The sequence below is a fragment of the Pseudomonas sp. GM21 genome, assembly GCF_000282215.1.
In the GTDB taxonomy this organism is placed as follows: domain Bacteria; phylum Pseudomonadota; class Gammaproteobacteria; order Pseudomonadales; family Pseudomonadaceae; genus Aquipseudomonas.
This window is the reverse complement of sequence record NZ_AKJS01000094.1, coordinates 1-22,207: the sequence shown is the minus strand read 5'-3', so window position 1 is coordinate 22,207 and position 22,207 is coordinate 1. Positions and strand designations below refer to the sequence as shown.

Annotated in this window: 18 protein-coding genes; 16 read left to right on the top strand and 2 right to left on the bottom strand. The window is 61.6% G+C overall.

Translation table 11 applies throughout. From position 1 onward, the window contains the following. The first annotated feature begins 129 nt into the window (after positions 1 to 129). The 10 genes from PMI22_RS13955 (at position 130) to PMI22_RS14000 (ending at position 11,623) form a co-directional block, all read left to right on the top strand. The gene (locus PMI22_RS13955; RefSeq protein WP_007946124.1) at positions 130 to 915 is read left to right on the top strand and encodes an SDR family oxidoreductase; all 786 of its coding nucleotides are present in this window, start codon (positions 130 to 132) and stop codon (positions 913 to 915) included. 56 nt (positions 916 to 971) lie between these two features. After that, complete coding sequence (locus tag PMI22_RS13960) at positions 972 to 1,940, top strand: OB-fold domain-containing protein (RefSeq protein ID WP_007946123.1); 969 nt, start codon at positions 972 to 974, stop codon at positions 1,938 to 1,940. An 8-nt stretch (positions 1,941 to 1,948) separates the two neighbouring features. Continuing rightward, positions 1,949 to 3,082 (top strand): acyl-CoA dehydrogenase family protein, encoded by a 1,134-nt coding sequence (locus PMI22_RS13965; protein WP_007946121.1) that lies wholly within the window; start codon positions 1,949 to 1,951, stop codon positions 3,080 to 3,082. Continuing rightward, positions 3,054 to 3,473: a MaoC family dehydratase gene (locus tag PMI22_RS13970; RefSeq protein WP_007946120.1), complete on the top strand. Its 420-nt coding sequence runs from the start codon at positions 3,054 to 3,056 to the stop codon at positions 3,471 to 3,473. Before PMI22_RS13965 ends, PMI22_RS13970 begins: the two co-directional genes overlap by 29 nt. A 17-nt stretch (positions 3,474 to 3,490) precedes the next feature. Continuing rightward, positions 3,491 to 4,669 carry a lipid-transfer protein gene (locus PMI22_RS13975; protein ID WP_007946119.1) on the top strand — a complete coding sequence of 393 codons (1,179 nt, stop codon included), beginning with the start codon at positions 3,491 to 3,493 and terminating at the stop codon, positions 4,667 to 4,669. Positions 4,670 to 4,679: 10 nt separating this feature from the next. Continuing rightward, a complete protein-coding gene (locus PMI22_RS13980; RefSeq protein WP_007946118.1) occupies positions 4,680 to 5,849 on the top strand; it encodes an acyl-CoA dehydrogenase family protein in 1,170 nt (389 codons plus the stop codon). Between the two features lie 65 nt (positions 5,850 to 5,914). Beyond that, entirely contained in the window at positions 5,915 to 7,120 is a 1,206-nt protein-coding gene (locus PMI22_RS13985) for an acyl-CoA dehydrogenase family protein (RefSeq protein WP_007946117.1), read from the top strand. Continuing rightward, positions 7,117 to 8,259, top strand: coding sequence for an acyl-CoA dehydrogenase family protein (locus PMI22_RS13990; RefSeq protein ID WP_007946116.1), 1,143 nt, complete (start codon positions 7,117 to 7,119; stop codon positions 8,257 to 8,259). The genes PMI22_RS13985 and PMI22_RS13990 overlap by 4 nt, the downstream gene beginning before the upstream one ends. Before the next feature lie 206 nt (positions 8,260 to 8,465). Next, positions 8,466 to 10,148, top strand: coding sequence for a class I adenylate-forming enzyme family protein (locus PMI22_RS13995; protein WP_007946115.1), 1,683 nt, complete (start codon positions 8,466 to 8,468; stop codon positions 10,146 to 10,148). Between the two features lie 92 nt (positions 10,149 to 10,240). Further along, a complete protein-coding gene (locus tag PMI22_RS14000; protein WP_007946114.1) occupies positions 10,241 to 11,623 on the top strand; it encodes a DUF1329 domain-containing protein in 1,383 nt (460 codons plus the stop codon). Between the two features lie 349 nt (positions 11,624 to 11,972). Here PMI22_RS14000 and PMI22_RS14005 read toward each other — a convergent pair whose 3' ends face one another. Both PMI22_RS14005 and PMI22_RS14010 read right to left on the bottom strand, forming a co-directional pair. Continuing rightward, positions 11,973 to 12,407: a nuclear transport factor 2 family protein gene (locus PMI22_RS14005; RefSeq protein ID WP_007946113.1), complete on the bottom strand. Its 435-nt coding sequence runs from the start codon at positions 12,405 to 12,407 to the stop codon at positions 11,973 to 11,975. A gap of 69 nt (positions 12,408 to 12,476) precedes the next feature. Further along, complete coding sequence (locus PMI22_RS14010; RefSeq protein WP_007946112.1) at positions 12,477 to 13,805, bottom strand: spinster family MFS transporter; 1,329 nt, start codon at positions 13,803 to 13,805, stop codon at positions 12,477 to 12,479. 255 nt (positions 13,806 to 14,060) lie between these two features. On the opposite strand from PMI22_RS14010, the gene PMI22_RS14015 reads away from it, so the two are divergent. From PMI22_RS14015 to PMI22_RS14040, 6 genes are all read left to right on the top strand, one after another. After that, entirely contained in the window at positions 14,061 to 15,146 is a 1,086-nt protein-coding gene (locus PMI22_RS14015; protein WP_007946111.1) for an alkene reductase, read from the top strand. Further along, positions 15,143 to 16,996: a long-chain-acyl-CoA synthetase gene (locus PMI22_RS14020; RefSeq protein ID WP_007946110.1), complete on the top strand. Its 1,854-nt coding sequence runs from the start codon at positions 15,143 to 15,145 to the stop codon at positions 16,994 to 16,996. The genes PMI22_RS14015 and PMI22_RS14020 overlap by 4 nt, the downstream gene beginning before the upstream one ends. After that, entirely contained in the window at positions 16,989 to 18,074 is a 1,086-nt protein-coding gene (locus PMI22_RS14025) for an MBL fold metallo-hydrolase (RefSeq protein WP_007946109.1), read from the top strand. The genes PMI22_RS14020 and PMI22_RS14025 overlap by 8 nt, the downstream gene beginning before the upstream one ends. 67 nt (positions 18,075 to 18,141) lie before the next feature. Then, positions 18,142 to 19,809, top strand: a complete 1,668-nt coding sequence (locus PMI22_RS14030; RefSeq protein WP_007946107.1) for a DUF1302 domain-containing protein — start codon at positions 18,142 to 18,144, stop codon at positions 19,807 to 19,809. Between the two features lie 93 nt (positions 19,810 to 19,902). After that, positions 19,903 to 21,114: a thiolase family protein gene (locus tag PMI22_RS14035; protein ID WP_007946106.1), complete on the top strand. Its 1,212-nt coding sequence runs from the start codon at positions 19,903 to 19,905 to the stop codon at positions 21,112 to 21,114. Between the two features lie 4 nt (positions 21,115 to 21,118). After that, a complete protein-coding gene (locus PMI22_RS14040) occupies positions 21,119 to 22,069 on the top strand; it encodes a bifunctional OB-fold nucleic acid binding domain-containing protein/MaoC family dehydratase (RefSeq protein WP_007946104.1) in 951 nt (316 codons plus the stop codon). The last annotated feature ends 138 nt before the right edge of the window (positions 22,070 to 22,207 follow it).

Below are 22,207 nucleotides of genomic sequence, written 5' to 3'. Positions count from 1 at the left end.
GACCTGACAAGGTGTGAATGGCCGCCAGTGTCCTGTTCGTGAGGTTAAATTTTCATCGTCCGTTCAGACGTAGTTTGGCCCGCAGTTCATCCCTAGAGTGACCCTTGTCAGTAGAAAAAGGAGCACATGATGGAACTGCATTCGGGGCTTGATTATAACGGCAAGGTGGTGCTCGTTACCGGTGGCACCAGGGGCATCGGCGCGGGTATTGCACTGGGTTTCCTGGCCGCCAACGCACGTGTGATCGTCTGTGCTCGGCGCGAACCTGAACGGGTACCGACACTGGGTAGCAAGAGTGCGTCCTTCATTGCCGCCGATGTGCGTGACCACGATTCCCTGCAACGACTGTTCGCCACCATCGAGCGTGATTTCGGACGCCTCGACGTGGTGATCAACAACGCCGGGGGCAGCCCAGCCGCCGACGCAGCCACGGCCTCGCCCAGGTTTCATGAAAGCATCATCGGTCTGAATCTGATCGCGCCACTCAACGTCGCCCAGCACGCCAACCGACTGATGCAGGCACAGGTACAGGGTGGCTGCATCATCTTTATCGGCAGCATCAGTGCGCTGCGCTCCTCGCCAGGCACTGCCGCTTACGGCGCGGCCAAGGCTGGGGTGCTGGCGTTGGTGCAATCGCTGGCAGTGGAGTGGGGCCCAAAGGTGCGGGTGGTCACGGTCAGCCCGGGGCTGGTGCTGACCGAGCAAGCGCACCTGCACTACGGCACGGAGGCGGGTATCGCCGCCGTATCTGCCGGCATTCCGGCTGCACGCATGGCGGTGGCCGAAGACATTGCCAACGCATGCCTTTACATCGCATCACCGCTGGCCAGTTACGCCAGCGGTTGCAACCTGTTGCTGCATGGTGGGGGTGAACGCCCGGCGTTTCTCGGTGCTGCGCAGGTTCTGCCCACCTGATCGACCTATTGCGGCGACCGGGTTCGGTGGCCGCCTTCAATGTGAAGGAGACGACTTTGGCTGATCCACAATTGCTATCCAATGTGCGCGCCCTGGTGGGGCGCCAGTACGGCCGAGTGTATGCCTGGGACGAGGTCAATGCCCCGATGATTCGCCAATGGTGCGAGGTCATGGGCGTGGACAACCCGCTGTACACCGATCCTGCTTTTGCCTTGGGCACCCAACATGAGGGCCTGATTGCTCCGCCTGCGATGTTGCAGGTGTGGACCATGGAAGGCCTGTACGCCAACAACTATCCGCCTGGCTCCACCGACGAGAACCCTTACGAGGTGCTCAAGGAAATGGAAGCTTACGGCTATGCCTCCACCGTGGCGGTGAACTCCGAGCTGAGCTTTACCCGCCCGGTGCGTCTGGGGGAAAAGCTCTACTACACCACGCGTCTGGATTCGGTCGGCGATGAGAAAACCACAGCCCTGGGTACCGGCTTCTTCGTCACCCTGGTGATGAGTCATTTCGTTGAAAAGGCTGGCGGCGACGAGCCGGTGGGCGAGTTGTTGTTTCGCGTATTCAAGTTCCGCGCGTCCAATGCCCAGGCTCCGGCCAAGGTCGAGTCGGCACCGGCCAAGGCCAAGCGTCCGCTACCGGGCATCAGCGACGACACCCGGTTCTTCTGGGAAGGCTGCGAGAAGGGCCAGTTGCTGATTCAGCGCTGCACCGCCTGTCAAACCCTGCGCCATCCGCCAGCCCCTGTGTGCATCCAGTGCCACAGCTTTGACTGGGACACCCTGCAGGCCAGCGGCCGCGCCAAATTGTATTCGTTCGTGGTGATGCATTACCCCGAAGTGCCGCCATTCGATTATCCAAACCCGATCGGCCTGATTGAACTGGAGGAGGGCGTGCGCCTGATCGCCGGATTGGTCGGCATCGAGCGTGAGCAATTGCAGATCGGCCAGCATTTACAGGTCGAGTTCCAGACCTTCGATGACCAGTTGACCCTGCCTTTGTTTCGGCCGGTAGAGGCATAGGAGCCACTATGGATTTCGAATTGAGCGAAGACCAGCGCGCCATTGCGCAGATGGCCGACGGCCTGTTTGTCGATCATTGCCATGATGACTACATGCGTCAGTGGGACACCAGCGGCGAGCCAATGATGGCGCCGTTGTGGGCGTTGTGTATCGAGACCGGGCTGCATGCCCTGGCCATTCCCGAAGAGCATGGCGGCAGCGGTCTGGGCATGACCGAGTTGATGTTGGTGCTGCAAGCCCAGGGCAAGGCCCTGGCTCAAGTGCCCTTGTGGCGTCATCAATTGGCAGCGGCGACCCTGGCCGGTTTTGGCGCCGACGATAGCGCGGGATGGGTTGCCAAAGCGGCATCAGGCGAGGCGCTGCTGAGTCTGTCTATCGATGGTTTGAGCAGTGCGCTCGGCATTGAGTTGCATGCCCGTCCTTGTGCCGAGGGCTGGTCGATCAACGGCCGGGTCGCGGCCCTGGCGTTGGGCGATCAATCCCAGGCCGCGTTGGTGTTGGTAGAAGCCGAAAGCCAGCCACGCTTGCTGCTGCTGGACCTTTCAGCGCCCGAAATACAACGGGAGTCGGCGGTGTTGACCCATGGCGAAGCGGTGGCCGACCTGCACATCCAGGGCTTGACCGTGAGCACCACGGCGATGTTACCGAGCGAGGCCGTCGCCTGGTTGGAGCTTCGCTGTACAGCAGCATTGGCGGCCTTGCAATTGGGCGTCAGCGAAGAGCAAATCCGTCGCACCGTGGCCTATGTCAGCGAACGCCGGCAGTTCGAGCGCAGCATCGGCAGCTTCCAGGCGGTGCAGATGAGCATGGCCGACACCCATATCGCCGTCGAAGCCTTGCGCACCGTGCTGTGGCAACTGGCCTACCGCATCGATGCCGGTCTGCCTGCGCCCAGCGAAGCCCTGGCCACCGCGTGGATGGCCTGTGAAGCGGGGCATCGCATCGGCCATGTCGCACAGCACGTGCATGGCGGCATCGGCGTCGACCTGACGTACCCGATTCACCGTTTTCTCTACTGGAGCCGCGGCCTGTGCCTTGCCCTGGGTGGTTCGGCGGCAAGCCTGGAACGCCTGGGCGACTGGCTCAACGATAACGACAAGCTGGGATGGAAATATGACCTCGAAGAACACCAAGCGCTTTGACGACGTGCGCCCCGGCGAAGTACTGCCGGAGCTCGCGGTGCCGATCACGGTGACCCTGATCAACGGCGGCGCAATTGCCACCCGTGACTACTTCCCCGGTCACCACGACGCGGAGGCGGCCCGTGCCTTGGGTTCGCCCCACGTGTTTATGAACATCCTCACCACCAACGGGCTGGTGCAGCGGTTCATCGAACAGTGGGCCGGGCCGCTGGCGCAATTCACCACGCTGAAAATCAAGCTCGGCGCACCGAACTACCCCGGCGACTGCATGATTTTCAAGGGCAGCGTCAGCGAACTCGACGTCGACACCCGCACGGTGGAAATCACCTTGAGCGGCAAAAATTCCATGGGTAACCACGTGACCGGCACGGTCGCGCTGGTCTTGCCCTGACAGCCGGAGAGACACAGATGACTGATTCATCGATTTCCGGGCGTGCCGCGATCGTAGGTCTAGGCGCAACCGAATTTTCCAAGAACTCCGGACGCACCGAATTGCGCCTGGCCCTGGAGGCCACCTTGAGCGCGCTCAAGGATGCCGGTATTGATCCGTCCGAGGTCGAGGGCTTCAGCTCCTACTCGGTGGACAAGGTCCCGGAGTATGAAATCGCCCGATTGCTGGGGTGCAAGGACGTCAAGTTTTTCTCGCAAGTGCCCCATGGCGGCGGCGCGGCCTGCGGACCGGTGATGCACGCGGCGATGGCGGTGGCTACCGGAATGGCGAAAGTGGTGGTGGTGTATCGGGCCATGAATGAGCGTTCCTGGTATCGCTTCGGTACCGGCAGCTACGGCTTCGCTTCGGCACCGACCTTCGACAACGTTAACTACGGCTGGTACATGCCCCACGGCTTCCATACACCGGCGGCCTGGGTCGGGATGTTCGCCCAGCGCTACATGCACACCTATGGCGCCACCTCCGAAGACTTCGGTCGAATCGCGGTGGCGGCGCGGGATTTTGCCGCGACCAACCCCCAAGCGTTTTTCCACGGTAAGCCGATCACTCTGGAAGAACACCAGGCCTCGCGCTGGATCTGCGAACCGCTGCATCTGCTCGATTGCTGCCAGGAATCCGATGGCGCCGTGGCGATGGTCATCACTTCGGCCGAGCGCGCTCGTGACCTGCGGCAGAAACCGGTGACCATCAAGGCCGGCTCCCAAGGCATCAGCCATGGACAGCAGAGCATGACCTCGTTCTACCGCGACGACATCACCGGGCTACCGGAAATGGGGGTGGTCGCCCGCGAGCTGTATCGCCAGTCCGGCCTCGGTCCCGAGTCTTTCCAGACCGCCGTGATCTATGACCACTTCACCCCGTTCGTGCTGCCACAGCTGGAAGAGTTCGGCTTTGCCAAACGCGGCGAAGCCAAGGAATTCATCCGCGCCGGGCATCACGCCCGTGGCGGCAAACTGCCGATCAACACCCACGGCGGGCAACTGGGCGAAGCCTATATCCACGGCATGAACGGGATCGCCGAAGCGGTGCGCCAGGTGCGTGGTACGGCGGTCAACCAGGTGGCGGATGTGCAGAACGTGCTAGTCACCGCCGGCACCGGCGTACCCACCAGCGGCCTGATTCTCGGCGCAGCGTAAGGAGCAGCAGATGTTCGTCGACCTCACTCCCGAACAACATGCCCTGCGCCACAAGGTGCGGGACTATTTCCAGACCCTGATGACCCCGGACATGCGCGAGCAGTTGCGGGGCAAGGAAGGCGGCGAGCTGTTTCGCCAGACCACCCGCCAGATGGGCCGCGACGGCTGGCTCGCGGTCGGCTGGCCAAAGGCTCATGGCGGCCAGGGTTACGCCGCCACCGAACAATTGATCTTCTTTGAAGAAGCCAACATCGCCGGTGCGCCACTGCCGTTCGTGACCATCAGCACCGTCGGCCCGGCCTTGATGGCCCATGGCAGCGAGTTGCAGAAAGAGCGATTTCTGCCTGGGATCGCCGCGGGCGAAATCATGTTCGCCATCGGTTATTCCGAACCCGACGCCGGTAGCGATCTGGCCGTGCTGAAAACCAGCGCCCGCCAAGACGATGAAGGCTTCCTGGTCAATGGCAACAAGCTGTGGACCTCGGGTGCCGAGTCGGCCGATTTCGTCTGGCTGGCGGCCCGTACCGATCCTACCCAGGCGCGGCACAAAGGCATTTCGCTGCTGATCGTCGATACCACGACGCCAGGCTTCTCCCACACCCTGATTCCCACCACCAGCATTCCGACCACGGCGACCTACTACGACAACGTGCGGGTGCCCAACGAGATGCTGGTGGGCGAGTTGCACGGTGGCTGGAAGATGATCACCTCGCAACTCAACCACGAACGCCTCGGCCTCGGCACCTGGTCGGACAAGGTCGTGGCGCTGTTTCGCCGGATCTACCTGTGGGCGCGGGTCCGTGACGAACAGGGCCGTCGAGCGATGGACAAGGCCTGGGTGCGCAGCTCGCTGGCCGAGTGTTATGCGCGCCTGGAGGCGATGCGCTTGATCAATATGCGCATCGCCGCTGACCTGGAGCGCGATCGCATGGACGTGGCGCTGAGTTCGACCACCAAGGTGTTCGGCTCGGAGTCGGCCATCGAGATCCTGCGCAAGCTGGCGGCGATCCTCGGCGCCAATGGCTCGATGCGCAGTGGCTCGGCGGCGACCCTGCTGCAGGGCGAGCTGGAATTCGAGTTGCGCAGTTCGCCGACCCTGACCTTTGGTGGCGGCACTAACGAGATCCAGCGCGAGCTGATCGCCCAGTTTGGCCTCGGCATGCCGCGCACCCAACGCTGACGCGGGTCCATCAAAAACAAAAACCGTACTCGCCCCGGATCCGGGGCGGGTCGAAGGGGACTTTCATGAGCACTATCGAGCAATTTCGTCAGGACACCCGTGCCTGGCTGGAGGCCAACTGCCCGCTGTCGATGCGCAGCGGCATGGCTGAAGGCGATGTGGTGTGGGGCAGTCAGAACCCGCAGTTTCCCTGTGAGGACGCGCGCCTGTGGTTCGAACGCATGCGCGACAAGCGCTGGTTCTGCCCCGAGTGGCCAGAGGAATACGGCGGAGCGGGCCTGAGCGACGAACAACTGGCGGTGCTGGAAAGCGAGATGCGCCGCATCAAGTGCCGGCCGCCGCAGATCAACCTCGGTATCTGGATGCTCGGACCTGTGCTGCTGGCCTTCGGCAGTGAGCAACAGAAACGCGATCTGCTGCCACCCATTGCCCGTGGTGAAGTGCGCTGGTGCCAGGGTTTTTCCGAACCGAACGCCGGTTCCGACCTGGCCAGCCTGAAAATGGCCGCTCGCGATGCAGGCGATCACTTCGTGGTGGACGGCAGCAAGATCTGGACCTCCTACGGCGACAAATCCGATTGGATGTATGCGCTGGTACGCACCGACTTCAGCGCACCGAAACACGAAGGCATCAGCCTGATTGTGCTGGACATGCGCAGCCCCGGCGTCAAGCCGCAGCCGATTGATTTGATCAGCGGCAAGTCGGCATTTTGCCAAGTGTTCTTCGACGCCGTGAAAGTCCCCAAGAGCCAGTTGATCGGGCCGTTAAACGGTGGCTGGAACCTGGCCAAGTACCTGTTGCAGCACGAACGCAAGGCGATGTCGAAATTCGGTGAGTTCAGCCTGCCATCGCACTTCGACCTGCTGGCCCTGATGCGCGAGTACGTGCCGGCGCCACAGAGCCAGAGCGAACAGGCCTTGCAGGCGCGGGCCACGGCCTGCGCGATGAACGAACATGCCTACAACCTGACTGTGCAGCGCATGGGAGAAGAGGCGCGGGCCGGCGACGACATTGGTGGCCTGTTGTCGATCATGAAACTGGTACACACCGAACAGGAGCGCGATAAGTTCGAAGTGCTGCTCGATGCCATGTCCGGACATGCCTTTGGCTGGGAGAGTCCGGCGTTCAGCGAGCAGCAACAGGCGATAACCCGTTCCTGGTTGAACAGCTATGCGCTGACCATTTCTGGCGGGGCCTCGGAGATCCAGTTGAATGTTATCGCCAAGCGCGTACTGGGCTTGCCCGACGCTAAAAAAGGAGTCACCCCATGAGCCTGCGTTACAACGATGACCAGCGTTTGCTGGCCGACAGCGCCCGGGATTTTCTTGCTGGTCGAAGCCCGGTCAGTGCTCAGCGCCGGCTGCGCGATGATGCATTGGAACAGGGTTTCGATGCGCAGGTATGGCGAGACGCGGTCGATCTGGGCTGGAGTGCGATTCCGTTTCCTGAAGACTTCGGCGGCCTGGATTTCGGTTGCAAGGGGCTGGGACCGCTCTTCGAGTCCATGGGCCGTAACCTGTCCGCCATGCCGCTGTTGTCCAGCGTGGTACTGGGCGGTTCCTTGCTGCACCTGGCGGGCAATTCGGCGCAACAGACGCATTGGTTGCAAACAGTCATAGGCGGTGAACAGCGCCTGGCTCTGGCTGTGGACGAACAATCGCGCCACGACCCGAGCCGCATTGCCCTTGAGGCGAAGGCCGAGGGCGAGGGCTATCGCTTGCAGGGTGACAAGTTCTGGGTGGTCGACGGCCTGGGTGCCGATGCCTATGTGGTGGTGGCGCGCACTTGCGGGCAGCCGGGCGAGACGCAGGGCATCAGTCTGTTTCTGGTACCGGCCGATACGCAGGGTTTGACTGTCAGTGCCTTGCCGCTGATCGATTCGCGCAACAGTGCACGCCTGCAACTGGACCAGGTGCAGTTGGGCAGCGAAGCGCTGCTGGGCACCTTGGGCGAGGGCTGGGCCGCGCTGGAAACTGCGCTGGACCGTGGCCGCGCCTGCCTGGCGGCGGAACTGTTGGGGATGGCCGAGCAACTGTTCGAAACCACCCTGGAATACCTCAAGACCCGCGTGCAGTTCGACGCACCCATTGGCACCTTCCAGGTCCTGCAACATCGCGCAGCGCAAATGTACGTCGACCTGGCGCTGAGCCGCAGCGCCCTGATGGCCGCACTGGCGACCCTGGATGACGCCAGCCTCGAACCTCGGGCACGCGCTCGACTGGTCAGCCTGGCGAAGTGGAAGGCCGGCGACACGGCAATCAAAGTCGCCAACGAAGCGGTGCAGATGCACGGCGGCATTGGTGTCACTGACGAGCTGGATGTCGGCCTGTACCTCAAGCGCATCCGCGTTGCCCAGAGCTGCCTGGGGGATCGGGATTTCCATTGCGAACGTTATTCGGCCCACGCGTAGAACCTGTAGGCAGTCAACTCATGTGGGAGCGAGCCGGCTACGGGCGGCGCTCCGACGATAGCGGTGCAACAGGTGGATTGATATCGACTGACACGCCCTCATCGCGAGCAGGCTCGCTCCCACAGGGATATTCGCTTGACCGACTGACATTGGCCCAATTGCACACCTGTGGATGTGCTACCACGGCTGTTCTGGAGAAAACAAAAATGAGCATTGAACGATGGCAAACCGCGTGGCGCGACCTGATCGCCCCCGGCGCGCCGTTTGAAGTGGTGACGCCCGATGACGGCGCGCCACGTTACTTCCGTCACGCCGCGCACAACTTGATGCAGGTGTTCGACGCCGGTCGGGTTCACGGTGACCGTGAGTTTCTGGTCTGGCAATCACAACGCCTGACCTTCAACCAATTCTTCGATCAGGTCGACCGCCTGGCCGGGCAGATGGTCGCCCGTTTGGCCCTGCAACCGGGCGAGCGGGTGGCGATTGCCATGCGCAACCAGCCAGCGTGGCTGGTGGCCTTTGCCGCTATCCAGCGCTGCGGTGCAGTGTGTGTGCCGCTCAACAGTTGGGGCCTGCGCGATGAGTTGCAATACGCGCTGCAGGACAGCGGTTCGCGCCTGCTGCTGTGCGACAAAGCCCGTCTCGATACCCTGCAAGAAGATCTGGCACGTGAGCATCGGGCGACCATTGTCGTCGGTGCCCAGGACGAGTCGCTATCCGAGTACTGCCTGCGTTTCGAGGACTTGATCAGCGCCCCGGCGCAACCTGTACTCACGCTGGAAATCGATCCTGACGCGCCGGCACTGATCCTCTACACCTCGGGCACCACCAGCCGCGCCAAGGGCGCCGTGTCCAGTCACCGGGCCATCTGCCAGGCCCTGTTTGCCCTGGATTTCCAGGGCGCGTTTTGCGCCATGAGTTCGCCCGAGCGTATCGGCGTGGTTATCAACAGCGGCTATGCACCCACCACGCTTGCGGCTGTGCCGCTGTTCCATGTCAGCGGCTTGCATGCGCAGTTCCTGTCGGCATTACGCGGCGGTCGGCGCTTGATGCTGATGTACAAGTGGGACGTCGAACGTGCCATCGACCTCATTCGCGATGAGCGCTGTACCCAGTTCAACGGGGCACCGGTGATGATGCAGCAACTGCTTGCGTCCCCACGTTTTGGCGGCGAGCACACCACCAGTCTGTTCGGTCTCGGACTGGGCGGTGCAGCGTCGTCCGCCGGGGTGCTGGACAACATGCTCAAGCTCAAGCCCGACGTCATTGGCGGTGCCGGGTACGGCCTGACCGAAAGCAATGGCATCGGCGCGGCCATCGGGGGTGATCCGTTCGTGTACAAGCCGCAGACAGCGGGTTGGGCGCTGCCGATCGTCGATATTCGTATCGGTGACAGCCCTGACCAGCCACAGGTGGCGGGCACTCGCGGGGTGATCTGGTTGCGTTCCCCAACCTTGATGAGCGCCTACTGGAACCTGCCCGAAGCCACTGCGCAAAGCCTGCGCGACGGTTGGCTGGACACCGGCGATATCGGTTACCTCGACGAAGAGGAGTTCCTCCACATCACCGGCCGGGTCAAGGAGTTGATCAACCGTGGTGGCGAAAAAATTTCCGCCGCTGAAATCGAGACGTGCGTCCTCGATATGCCCGGAGTCCTGGAAGCGGCTGCATTTGCCATCGCCGACTCTCTGTTGGGTGAGACGGTGGGGCTTGCCGTGCATGGCATGGCATCGACGCTGCCCCAAGAGGCTCAAATCTGCGCATTCATCGCCGAACGCCTGGCCGCCTACAAAGTGCCGGCGCAGGTCTATCGGGTACTCGAACCCTTGCCACGCAATGCCACTGGCAAGGTGCTCAAGGCTCAACTGCAAGAAAAGTTGGGCGCATAACGCTTCCTTAGTCTTTCCGGACGATGTCGGGGCCGGCAGAACACGAACAATGGGTCTAAATCACAAAGCCTTATCAGCGAAGGAGGCATTACATGAAAATAACAAGAACAGGTCTCATGCTCGCGGTCGCAGTCACAGCCAATAGCGGGCTGATGGGTTATGCGAACGCTGCGGTGTCATCTCAGGAAGCCGCCAAGCTGGGCAAGGAGCTGACCTGTGTCGGCGCCGAGCAAGCGGGCAACGCCGAGGGCACTATTCCGCCGTACACCGGCAAGTACCTGGGGGAAGTACCGGGCTGGAATCATGTGAAATTTTCCGGTGACCAGCCGGTTGATCCCTATGCGGCGGAGAAGCCGATCCTGGTGATCACTGCGCAGAACATGGGCCAGTACGAATCGCACCTGACCGAAGGTCAGAAGGCGCTGCTGAAGAAGTACCCGACCACCTACAAGATGAACATTTACCCAGGCCATCGGGATTTCCGCTACCCGGATTACGTCTGCCGCCGTGCGATGGATAACGCGCTGCACGCGAAGCTGGTCAACGACGGTGCAGGTTTCGAAGGATTGGGCCAGGTGCCGTTCCCGATTCCAAAGAACGGTATGGAGCTGCTGTGGAACCATCAACTGCCAGCCCGTGCCTACACCGAGGAAAAAACCAGCGATCTGGCTTCGGTCCTGCCCAATGGCAGCATTGGTTGGGGACGTGCGTATGCACGTAACCTGTCACAGGCCAACTCGCCAACCGTCGAGCCCACTACGGATGGCAAGATTCAGGCCATGAGTAACAACATGACCTTAAAACCGGCCCGCGACAACGGCACACTCAGTATTGCCCATGAACCCTACAACTTCGCCGTCGAGTCGCGTCAGGCGTGGTCCTACAGCCCCTCGACCCGGCGTGTGCGACAACTGCCGGGGTATGGTTACGATCAGCCGATGATCGGCACCAACGGCACCATGACCGTCGACGAAGACCGCTTGTTTAATGGCTCACCGGAGCGCTTCACCTGGAAACTCATCGGCAAGCGCGAAATCTATAGCCCGGCCAACACCTTCAAGACCAACGCCGGGACTGTCAAGCACGCCGACATGCTGACACCCAACCATCCCAATCCAGATTTGATGCGTTATGAGTTGCGTCGCGTGTGGGTATTGGAAGCCGACTTGAAGGAAGGCTATCGCCATGTCTATGGCAAGCGCGTGCTGTTCATCGACGAAGACACCTGGAACGCGGTCATGGCCGACAACTACGACGCCCGTGGGCAACTGTGGAAACACGCCATGGTCAACTATTACTACCACCCTGACATGAGCGGCTGGCAGGCCGGTTCGCAGTTCTTCATGGACTTGAACTCCGGCCAGTACACCGGCTACGGCATGACCAATGAGTCGAAGAAAGGTCCGATCCTCAACGAAGGCAAATTCACTCCGGACCAATACACGGCAGATGCGGCGCGGGCTATCGGGCGCTAAGACCCAGGTTGTTGCAATAACAAAAGCCCCATCGGTATCCGGTGGGGTTTTTTTGTCATCCACGATCCAGTGAACCGGACACGGCGGTGTACCTGCGGCACCGTGTTATCGTTTTTCGCGGGCAAGCCTTATGCCGATCAGTTAAGCCATAACGCGATCCGTAGCAGCTGGCGAAGCCTGCGTTCGGCTGCGCAGCAGTCGCGAAATCAGACGATGCAGTGTTTCAGGAAGACCGTAAACTCAAGTTTTACGACTGCTGCGCAGCCGAACGCAGGCTTCGCCAGCTGCTACAAAAATTGCGTTGCCGCATAAATTGCTTAACTGATCGGCATTAGGGCAAGCCTGGCTCCTACGCTAACAAATGCCAACTCAAGTCCCCAATCATGTCCAGCTGCGAATAATCACGAAAGCTGAATCGCCATACCCCGTCGACACGTTCGAACTCATCAAAATAACGCCCGCTGGCGATGGGTTGGAGGGGCAGGGTGTCGGTGGCTTGCAGGACGGTGTAGCAAGAGCGAACGGTTGCGGTTCCTGCGGTTTCGTCGATCTCGATGTTGGGGTTGCTGATGATGTGCCTGGTACGGGGTGTACCGCCGGGGTAGATCTTGATTCGTTGCTGCCAGATTCCCAGCAAGGCTGCGTGATCAAGGAAGACTGGCTGGCTTTGTACCTTGATGCGGGCATGGCGGAACAGCTCTGCGGCTTCGACCAATTGACCATCGTCCAGGCATTCGGCGTATCGGTAGAGCAGGTTGCTGATGTGTATGGCGCTGATACTCATGATGATGCTCATTAAAAAGCCGCTGGAACCTGGCAAGGTTGCAGCGGCGTGGTGTTGTGGGAAAGCAGGTCAGGCAGTGGCGGCCTGGACCGGTGGGAGGAGCGGGGCGGGGTTCTGCATTTGTTGACGGTAACGCGGCAGCGCCAGAGTCAGGAACACGCTGGCCAGAACCAGCAATGACACTGACGAAGCAAGGGCATAGCGCAGGGATTCACTGCCCAGGGTGGGCACGAAGAAGTCGCTGAGCATGCCCACCAACAATGGCCCGACACCGACACCCAAGAGGGTCATGGACATCACGAAAATCGCCGTGGCCTGGGCCAGTCGTGTGGCCGGGAACAGGTGGGTGATGGCACTCAGGCAAGGTGTTGCCCACCACACACCGAAGAAGCCGAAGGCACTGTAGAACAGGAACGCTTGCGGCACGGCGATGCTGCCGATGTAGAACGCTGTGCCCTGGGGCCAGAGGAAGTACGCAAGGGCGAAGGGAATGCTGATCAGCGTGCCTAGCAGTGGTACGCCGATTTGCCAGCCAACATCGCGCCGCGCCATGCGGTCGGTGAGCATGCCGCAGACCAGGGTGCCGACGGTCGATCCGGTGCCGCCCACCACGCCCACCAGGAACCCGGCCTCTTGCAGGTTGAGGCCGTGGGAACGGATCAGGAAGCTCGGGCTCCAGGTGCCGATGGCGTAACCGGCAATCGCCGCCGCGCCGCCGGTGAGTACCAGGCACAGGAAAGAGGGCATGCGAAACAGCTCGACGAGCGTCTTGAGCCAGCCATCCTGTTGCGCCGCGACGTTGCCCAGCGGTGCTACGCGCTTGGGCGTACGCACGGTCAGCAGCAGAAGCAGGCCCAGGAAGATGCCGGGCGCGCCGATCAACAAGAAGGCGTAGCGCCAACCGTGGTGCTGGGCAATCCAGCCACCCAGGCCCAGGCCGACGATCGCCCCCAGGCTGGAGCCGAGCATCAGTACTGACAGAGCAGTGGAGCGGCGGTTCGCCGGGTACAAATCCGAGACCATCGCCACCGACGGCGCCGTGCCGCCGGCCTCACCCACGGCCACGCCGATCCGCGCCAGCACCAAGGTCAGGAAGTTGCCGGCCATGCCACAAAGCATGGTCATCAGGCTCCAGGCGATGCAGCTGAAGGCGATCACCGGCTTGCGCCCGATGCGGTCCGACAGGCGCCCCAGCGGGAAGCCGAACACAGTGTAGAACACCGCGAACGTCACCCCGGAAAGTAGGCCGATGCCGGTATCGGAAATGCCAAATTCGAGTTTGACCGGCTCGATCAGGATCGCCATCAACTGGCGGTCGATGTAGTTGAACACATAGATGCTGGCGAGCACGAAAAGCGCGTAGTGCGTTCGCCATGTCACGGGGGTGGATTGGTTCACTGCGGGTGCTCCCGGTTTTGTTCTAGTTGGCGCGATGCTCCACGTGCACTGTGTTTTTTTCATCGTCCGTTCAGACCATCTTTTTCATCCCCCTACAAGCCGACGTACACGATAGCGAACCTAGTCTTGTCGGACGATGTTTCGCTTGCGCTCACGGTCAATCATTCAGCCCATATCCGCTGCCATGTCAGCGCTTGCCCACGTTGTGGCGAGCCCTGCGACAGCCTGAAAACAATAAGAAGCTGAGGAATTGAAATGAGCGTCTTGTTCGAGCCGGTCGCCCTGGGCGAGCTTCAATTGGCTAACCGCATTGTCATGGCCCCCATGACTCGCAGCCGCGCCCTTGCCGATGCCGTACCCGGTTTCGAGATGGTCGAGTACTACCGTCAGCGTGCCAGTGCCGGGCTGATCGTGGCCGAGGGCACCGCGCCGTCTGCCTGCGGCCTGGGCTATTGTCGCACCCCGGCGATCTACAGCGACGAGCAGATGGTCGGATGGCAACGGGTCACCGAGGCGGTGCATGCCGAGGGTGGGCGTATCGTCCTGCAGCTGATGCATGTGGGTCGCGCCGCCAGCCGGCACAACAAGCCGACGGGGGCGGCCACGGTGGCACCTTCGGCATTGCGCGCACGCACCCAGGTGTTCAGCGACGCTGCCGGGCTGGTGGACACCGACGAGCCGCAGGCGCTGACCTTGCAAGGCATTGGCGAGGTCATCGAAGACTATCGCCAGGCCGCATTGAATGCGCGCCTGGCTGGCTTCGACGGTGTCGAACTGCACTGCACCAGCGGCTATCTGCCGATGCAATTCATGGCCACTGGAAGCAATCAGCGCAGCGATGCCTACGGCGGCGATGTGGCCGGGCGGGTGCGTTTTGCCAAGGAAGTGATCGAGGCCATGGCCAGCGCGATTGGCGCAGGACGTGTCGGCTTTCGCCTGTGTCCGGCAAATCCCTACAACGACATCGACGACACAGATCCAGCTGCCACGGCAGCCGCCTTGTGTGATGCCGTGGCGTCGCTGGACCTGGCCTACCTGCACATCATGCGCTCGCCACTGGCCGACCTCGATGCCTTCGCCCTGGCGCGTCGGCACAGCCCCCATGCCTTGATTCTCAACGATGGTTTCGACGGTCCTTCGGCCAGTGCCGCTCTCGCGTCGGGCGAGGGCGCTGCCGTGTCGTTTGGCCGTCACTTTATTGCCAACCCCGATCTGGTGGAGCGCTTGCAGCGTGGCTTGCCGCTTAGTCGCTTTGATCGCAAGACGCTTTATACGCCGGGCTCGGCTGGCTACTCGGATTACCCCGCCTATCAAACAATCGCCCAGGAGGTGGCGCAATGAACCTGAACGACTTGCCCCGCGTCCTGCCGACCAGCCCGGTACCACGGGAGCAGACCCAGGCGCTGCTCGATCAGCGTTCGAACGCTGCCGGACAGATAAAGCCGAAAGACCTCTATACCCTGGCCGACCGTCTGGAGCAAAGGGCGGCAGAGCAGGGCGAGCGCACGTTTCTGATTTATGGCGAGCAGACCCTGAGCTACTTTGAGGTCGATGCGCGGTCCAATCAGATGGCTCACACGTTTTATGCCAATGGCCTGCGTGCCGGCGATGTCTGCGCCCTGGCCATGGAAAACCGCCCGGCGTTCTTCTGCACCTGGTTCGGCCTGGTCAAGCTCGGGGTGGTGGTGGCCTTCATCAACACTCAGGTCATCGGCCGTCCGCTGCTGCATGCGTTGCAAACCACCGACGCCAAGGCGTTGGTGATCGGCGAAGAATGCCTGGCCAATGTGCAGGCCACTGAAGGTTTTCCGAACCTGCCGTGCTGGCTGATACGCGACACGGAAAATCCCTGGAGCGGCCCGTTGCCCAAGGGCATCGACGGTCATTTCGCTGCGCGCCTGGAGAAAGCCCCGCGAACGCCGTTTCCCCGGGACATCCGCGCGCACATCGAAGCGCAAGCCCCGACCCTTCTGATATTTACCTCGGGCACCACCGGCTTGCCCAAGGCGGCGCGCTATAGCCACATGCGTTGGATGTCCTCCGGCGATGTGATGGAAGTCACCCTGCAAGCTACCCGCGAGGACGTGTTCTATTGCTGCCTGCCGCTGTACCACGGTGCCGCAGCCACGTCGGTGACCTCTACCGCGTTGCGGGCCGGTGCCGCCATCGTGGTGCGCCGCAAGTTCAGCGTGCGTGAGTTCTGGAACGATGTGTCTCGGCATCAGATCAGCATCTTCCAGTACATCGGTGAGATTTGCCGCTACCTGCTCAATCAGCCGCTGAAAGTGGGCGAGCGCGAGCACAGCCTGCGCTGCATGCTTGGCGCCGGTCTGTCGCCGGACTCCTGGCAGCGCTGGCTGGAACGTTTCGGTCCGATCCAGGTGTTCGAGGGCTGGGGCGCTACCGAAGCCAATGCTGCAGTGATCAACGTCGACAACTATTTCGGTTCCTGCGGACGGGTGCCGGACTGGAACAAGACCAACCTGCGGCTGGTGCGTTACGACATCGAAAACGACTGCCATCCACGGGACGAAAACGGTTTCTATCAAGTCTGCAAAGTGGGCGAGATTGGTGAGGCCATGGGCTTTATCGTCGATCACCCGGACATCGGTGGCGGGCGTTTCGAGGGCTACACCTCAAGCGATGCCACCGAGAGCAAGATCCGTCGCAATGTGTTTCGCGAGGGCGATGCCTGGTGGAGTTCAGGTGATTTGCTGCGCGAAGACGCCGACGGCTACTGCTACTTCGTCGACCGCATCGGCGACACCTATCGCTGGAAGAGCGAGAACGTTTCGACGCTGGAAGTGGCGGACGCCCTGGGCGATCTGTCGGGTCTGGAGTTGATGAACATCTATGGCGTCCAGGTGCCGGGCCATGAAGGCCGCGCCGGCATGGCCGCGGTGCTGATGCAGGCGGACCAGGCGTTTGATCCAGCTGCCCTGTACGCCCTGACCGAGGTACGCCTGCCGCGCTATGCGGCCCCGGTGTTCGTACGGGTCACCCAGTCGGCAGACCTTACGGCCAGCTTCAAGTTGCGCAAGGTTGATCTGCAGCGCCAAGGCTACTGCCCGGCGCGTTGCAGTGATCCATTGTTCATCCGCGACGAACAGGCCCGCACCTATGTGCCCTATTCACTGGAGGCCCTGATGCGAGCCGGCCTGACCCCCTTCGCGGTGGCCGACTATGACTGATCTCGACGCCAACGGTCACGAACTGCGCAGCGGATTGCGTTATCCCTGGCCGCAGCCACCTGACTCCGGACAGGTGCGCGAAGTGTCGCCGGGTGTGTGGTGGCTGCGCATGCCGCTGCCGTTTCGACTTGACCACATCAACCTCTATCTGCTGCGCCATACCGATGGCTGGGTAGTGGTCGACACCGGTATGAATACCGAACAGACCCGCGAGGTCTGGGACCGGGTGCTGAATGAAGTGTGTGCCGGGCTGCCACTGCTGGCGGTGGTCTGCACCCATTTTCACTCTGATCATGCCGGGGTCGCCGCGTGGCTTTCGGAGCGTTTTCACTGCCCGGTGTACATGACAGCAAGCGAGTTCCAGTCGTTGCACGTCAGGTTTCCCGCCGATCAGCCGCCGGGCTGGGACTTCCTGGATTTCTATCGCAAGGCCGGCGTGACTGACGAACAAAGCACCGAGATGTTCGCGGTGATGAGCAACGCCCATTTCCTGCCCGCGCCACTGAACCATTACCGCCGTTTGCGCGAGGGCAGCGTACTGAATATCGGTGGCCGCGCCTGGCAGGTGGTCATCGGCCGCGGTCACTCACCGGAGCATGCCTGTCTGTATGCCGCCGATGACGGTTTGCTGATCTCCGGCGACCAGGTGTTGCCGCGCATCACTTCCACCGTCGGCGTGCATGCCACGGAGCCGTTGGCCAACCCGCTGCGCGACTGGCTCGACTCGATCGAGCACTTGCGCACTTTGCCCGACAGTGTGCTGGTGCTGCCGGCGCATGAGCGGCCGTTCTTCAATCTGCATCAGCGCTTGGATCAGCTGGAGGCCCATCACCGCGGGCATCTGGCGTTGATGCTGGCCAACTGTGACGAGCCGCGCACCGTGCTCGAACTGATGGCCCTGTTGTTTCCAAAGCTGTCAGGTCGTTTCGACGAACTGATGGCGCTTGGCGAAACGTTGGCCCATGCCAACTACCTGGTGGCCGAAGGGTCGCTGGAGCGGGAAGAGGACCGGGGGCTATATCGCTACCGGCGTGCTGTAAGGGGAGCGTGCGCTGTTGATCCGATCAAGATGTTTTGAGCGGGCGGCACGGCAGCAGAGTTGAACATTCCAGGCAACCAGCCGGTTGTCATTGAGGAGAGTCAGTGTGATCAACAAAAACAACAATAACTCTACGGTCATCGGTTCGCGCGCATTTCAGGTCAGCAGCCTGGCGGCCGCCATTGCGCTGGTGTCCACACCCGTTTGGGCCGGTGACACGATCGAGTTCGACAACGGCGCGACCGTCGACTGGTCGGTGACCACCAGCTACGGTATCGGTGTGCGCACTGGCGGTTCGAGTGATCGCTTGCTGACGATCAACGCCGATGATGCCAACCGTAACTTCGATAGTGGCAGCCTGACCACCAACCGCGTCGGCGCGCTGGGCGAATTGATCCTGCGCAAGGACAACTACGGTGCCGTGGTGCGCGGCAGTACCTTCTACGACGACGTCTACCACCGCAAGAACGATAACGATTCACCCGCCACAGTGAACAAAAACGGCAGCAACGACGAGTTCACCAGCGATACCCGTTACTACAGCGGCGGTCGTAGCAAAATGCTGGATACCTATGTGTTCGGCGGCTGGCGCTTTGACAACGACACCATGCTCGACGTCAAGGCCGGGCGACACATCGAGTCCTGGGGCGAGAGTCTGTACTACCCAGGTGTGAACGGCGTGCAAAACCCTTCCGATGCGGTAAAAGCCTCGCAGCCGGGTGTTGAAGTCAAGGAAATACTGTTGCCGGTGGGCCAGTTCTCCGGTTCGTTCCGTCTGAACCCCAGCCTGACCTTTGGTGCGTACGTGCAGTACGAATGGAAGGGCACTGAACTGCCGCCGGTAGGCAGCTACCTGTCGGGCACCGACGTAGTGGGGCCAGGGCGCGAGTTTATCTACGCCAACGGCCAGAAGGTCAACTACCTCGGTACCGACGAACCGAGTGATGGCGGCCAGTGGGGTGTGCAAATGCGCTATCGCCCGGTACCGGCGGTCGAGCTGTCGCTGTTCCACGTCAACTACCACGACAAAAACCCGGCCACCGCGCTGGTCGGCTACGACCCGTTCCCGGTTGGCAACGGCAGGTTGGCCATGGCCATCAACGGTTATCGGATCAAGTATTTCGAGGACATCAAACTGACCGGCATCAGTGCCTCGACCAAGATCGGCGATACCCAGGTCGGCGCCGAATGGTCGTACCGCGACGGTGCGCCAGTGATGGTCAATACCGGCCTTGGCGCGGTGCCGGCCAAGGGCAAGGGTCAGCAAATGCAGTTGTCGGCGATCCGTATCCTGGGGGACCGTCCCTGGGCCAGCCAGACCAGCCTGACTGCCGAAATCATCCGCGTGCAGGTCGACAGCGTCGAATCCACTTCGGCGGCACCCAACCTGCAAGGTCTAAATCTGCTGCCCTCGGTGGCAGCACTAGTGGCGCCTTCCGATGACTACACCTACAGCACCGCCGCAGGCGTGCGCACCAAGTCCTCCAGCGCCTACACCCTGGGGGCATCGTTCAGTTATCCGGGAGTTTTCCAAGGCTGGGATCTGGAAGTGCCGGTGCGCTTCTCCAACGTGTTCAGCGGCTCGACACCGATGTCCGGGAGCATCTCCGGGATACACGGCGACCGACGCCTGAGCGTGGGTACCACGTTCAAATATTTGGGCAACCTGGAGATGGGCCTGACCTACGTTGGCTATCTGGGTGAAGCCGACCCGATCGATCGTCCATTCGCCGACCGCGACTACGCCACGTTCTCGATGAAATACACCTTCTGATCGACCACTCAAGGTTCGGGTCGACTTGCTGCGCCCGGACCTTCATCACAACCTGGAAATAGCCGCAGCGTAACGCTTCGGCATGGAGGCACTATGGGGCTCAAAGGGCACGCGGCCATTGTTGGCACTGCGCAATACAAACCGGAGAAGTATTCGACCGCACCCAAGATGTTTCACCTTGAGCAAGTCGCCGACCTGGCGGCTCAGGCGCTGCGCGATGCCGGGCTCAAGGCCTCGGACCTCGACGGGCTGGTGATCAACGGCCCGCAATTTCATGAAGCCTCGGTGTTCGTACCGGCGATGGCCGCCGAATACTTGGGACTGCGCCTGAACTTCGCCGAGGTGGTGGACCTGGGCGGCTGTACCTCGGTCGGCATGGTCTGGCGCGCCGCCGCCGCGATCGAACTTGGGTTATGCCAGGCGGTACTCTGTGTCATCCCCGCGCGCATGGCGCCGTTGGGGCCAGACGAGGACGCCGGCTGGATGGCCCGGGCCATGCGCTTTGGTGGACACAGCACAGCGTTTGGCGCACCCGAAGCCGAGTTCGACCTGCCTTATGGGCACATGGGTCAGAACACCGGCTACGCGATGATTGCCCAGCGTTATGCTGCTCAGTACGACTACGACCAGCGGGCGATGGCCAAGATCGCCGTCGACCAGCGCACTAATGCCTTGGCTAACCCGCAAGCGATGTTCTATGGCCAGCCGTTGACCATCGAACAAGTGCTGGCCAGCAAAATGGTCGCCGACCCGTTGCATGTCCTCGAAATTGTCATGCCGGTGGCCGGTGGCGCCGCGATGATCATCACCAACAAGGAAGTGGCGGCGCGGGCCCGCAAGCGTCCGGCATTCATTACCGGGTTTGGCGAACACCTGGCATTCAAGTCGCCGTCCTATGCCGAGGACATGCTGAATACGCCCATTGGTCCTGCTTCTCGGCAGGCTTTTGCCATGGCCGGGCTCAAGCCTGTAGACGTCGATGCTGCACAGATCTACGACTGTTACACCATCACCACCTTGTTGACCCTTGAAGATGCCGGTTTTTGCGGCAAGGGCGAAGGCATGGCATTCGTGCGCGAACACGACCTGACCTGGCGTGGCGATTTCCCGATGAACACCCATGGCGGGCAATTGAGTTTTGGCCAGTCGGCTTCCGCCGGGGGCATGAGTCAAGTAATCGAGGCTGTGACGCAGATCGCCGGCACTGCCGGTGAACGCCAGCTAGGGCGCTGCGACAGTGTCTACGTTTCTGGCACCGGCGGCGTGATGAGTGAGCAGGGCGCATTGATACTTCAGGGAGCATAAGCACATGTCCAACAACAAACCGATGCCGGTCGCGACGCAGATCTCCGCTCCCTTCTGGGAGGGATTGAAGGCTCGCCGCCTGTTGATTCAGCAATGCAACGCCTGTGCGCACTGGAACTTCTATCCGCGCCGGCATTGCCCGGTGTGCCTGGAACACGACCTGGCCTGGCGCGAAGTCGACGGCGCCGCCACGCTATACAGCTACACCGTGACGCGCATTGCGACCTTGCCCGACTTCATTGATGAGATGCCGCAGAAACTGGCGGTGGTCGAGTTGGCCCAAGGGGTGCGCATCAACACAAACCTGGTAGGCCTTGACGAAAACGAGATCCAGATCGGCATGTCCTTGCAGCCGGTGTTTGCCGAAGTCGACGCCAAGGGCAACCGCCTGCTGCGTTTCACCGGGGTGGACAAAGATGCGGCGAGCCTTGAGTCGCTCCCCGCGCAGGACAGCGAACCGTTGCCTGCCACGTCGGTGCAACCGTCTGCCCGGCAGATCGACCTCAACGATGGGCCGGCCTTGCAAGCTCTTGTCAGCGAGCAGTTCAGCGACTGGAGCAATGTCGTGGTGGTCGACCAGGCACTGATCGATTCCTTTGCCGAGTTGTCGGGCGACGATTACTGGATCCATACCGATCCGGATCGGGCGCGCCTGCAAAGTCCGTTTGGTGGCACCATTGCACATGGCGCATTGGTGCAGGTGCTGCAGTCGCGGATGAAGTTATCGCTGGGTTTCGAAATCAGCGGTTTCACCACCCAGATCAACTACGGCTCCGATCGCCTGCGATTCCCGGCGCCGGTACCGGCCGGCTCGCGCATCCATTCGCGGGCCCGGGTGAAAAAAGTCGACCTGTCAGCCCGAGGGACCCAGTTGACCCTGGAGCTCAACACCCATGTGGTGGGGCAGGATCGGCCTTCGGTGATCAATGACCTGGTGATCCTGTACATCGCCTGATGGCAGGGCGGCTTCCACCTGCCGAAGATCCCCTGTAGGAGCCTAATACTGTTCACTTAAGTCAACGCGAACCTTGTAGCAGCTGGCGCAGCCTGCGTCGGCCGGTCCGCGCTGGGGCGTAGCAGTCGTGAAATCAAA

Excerpts from the sequence above, each read along its gene's own strand:
- PMI22_RS13975 (WP_007946119.1), top strand. The coding sequence starts at position 3,491 with ATGACTGATTCATCGATTTCCGGGCGTGCCGCGATCGTAGGTCTAGGC.
- PMI22_RS13985 (WP_007946117.1), top strand. The coding sequence starts at position 5,915 with ATGAGCACTATCGAGCAATTTCGTCAGGACACCCGTGCCTGGCTGGAG.
- PMI22_RS13995 (WP_007946115.1), top strand. The coding sequence starts at position 8,466 with ATGAGCATTGAACGATGGCAAACCGCGTGGCGCGACCTGATCGCCCCC.
- PMI22_RS13980 (WP_007946118.1), top strand. The coding sequence starts at position 4,680 with ATGTTCGTCGACCTCACTCCCGAACAACATGCCCTGCGCCACAAGGTG.
- PMI22_RS13990 (WP_007946116.1), top strand. The coding sequence starts at position 7,117 with ATGAGCCTGCGTTACAACGATGACCAGCGTTTGCTGGCCGACAGCGCC.
- PMI22_RS14020 (WP_007946110.1), top strand. The coding sequence starts at position 15,143 with ATGAACCTGAACGACTTGCCCCGCGTCCTGCCGACCAGCCCGGTACCA.
- PMI22_RS13965 (WP_007946121.1), top strand. The coding sequence starts at position 1,949 with ATGGATTTCGAATTGAGCGAAGACCAGCGCGCCATTGCGCAGATGGCC.
- PMI22_RS14015 (WP_007946111.1), top strand. The coding sequence starts at position 14,061 with ATGAGCGTCTTGTTCGAGCCGGTCGCCCTGGGCGAGCTTCAATTGGCT.
- PMI22_RS13970 (WP_007946120.1), top strand. The coding sequence starts at position 3,054 with ATGACCTCGAAGAACACCAAGCGCTTTGACGACGTGCGCCCCGGCGAA.
- PMI22_RS14040 (WP_007946104.1), top strand. The coding sequence starts at position 21,119 with ATGTCCAACAACAAACCGATGCCGGTCGCGACGCAGATCTCCGCTCCC.
- PMI22_RS13955 (WP_007946124.1), top strand. The coding sequence starts at position 130 with ATGGAACTGCATTCGGGGCTTGATTATAACGGCAAGGTGGTGCTCGTT.
- PMI22_RS14025 (WP_007946109.1), top strand. The coding sequence starts at position 16,989 with ATGACTGATCTCGACGCCAACGGTCACGAACTGCGCAGCGGATTGCGT.
- PMI22_RS14035 (WP_007946106.1), top strand. The coding sequence starts at position 19,903 with ATGGGGCTCAAAGGGCACGCGGCCATTGTTGGCACTGCGCAATACAAA.
- PMI22_RS14005 (WP_007946113.1), bottom strand. The coding sequence starts at position 12,407 with ATGAGTATCAGCGCCATACACATCAGCAACCTGCTCTACCGATACGCC.
- PMI22_RS14000 (WP_007946114.1), top strand. The coding sequence starts at position 10,241 with ATGAAAATAACAAGAACAGGTCTCATGCTCGCGGTCGCAGTCACAGCC.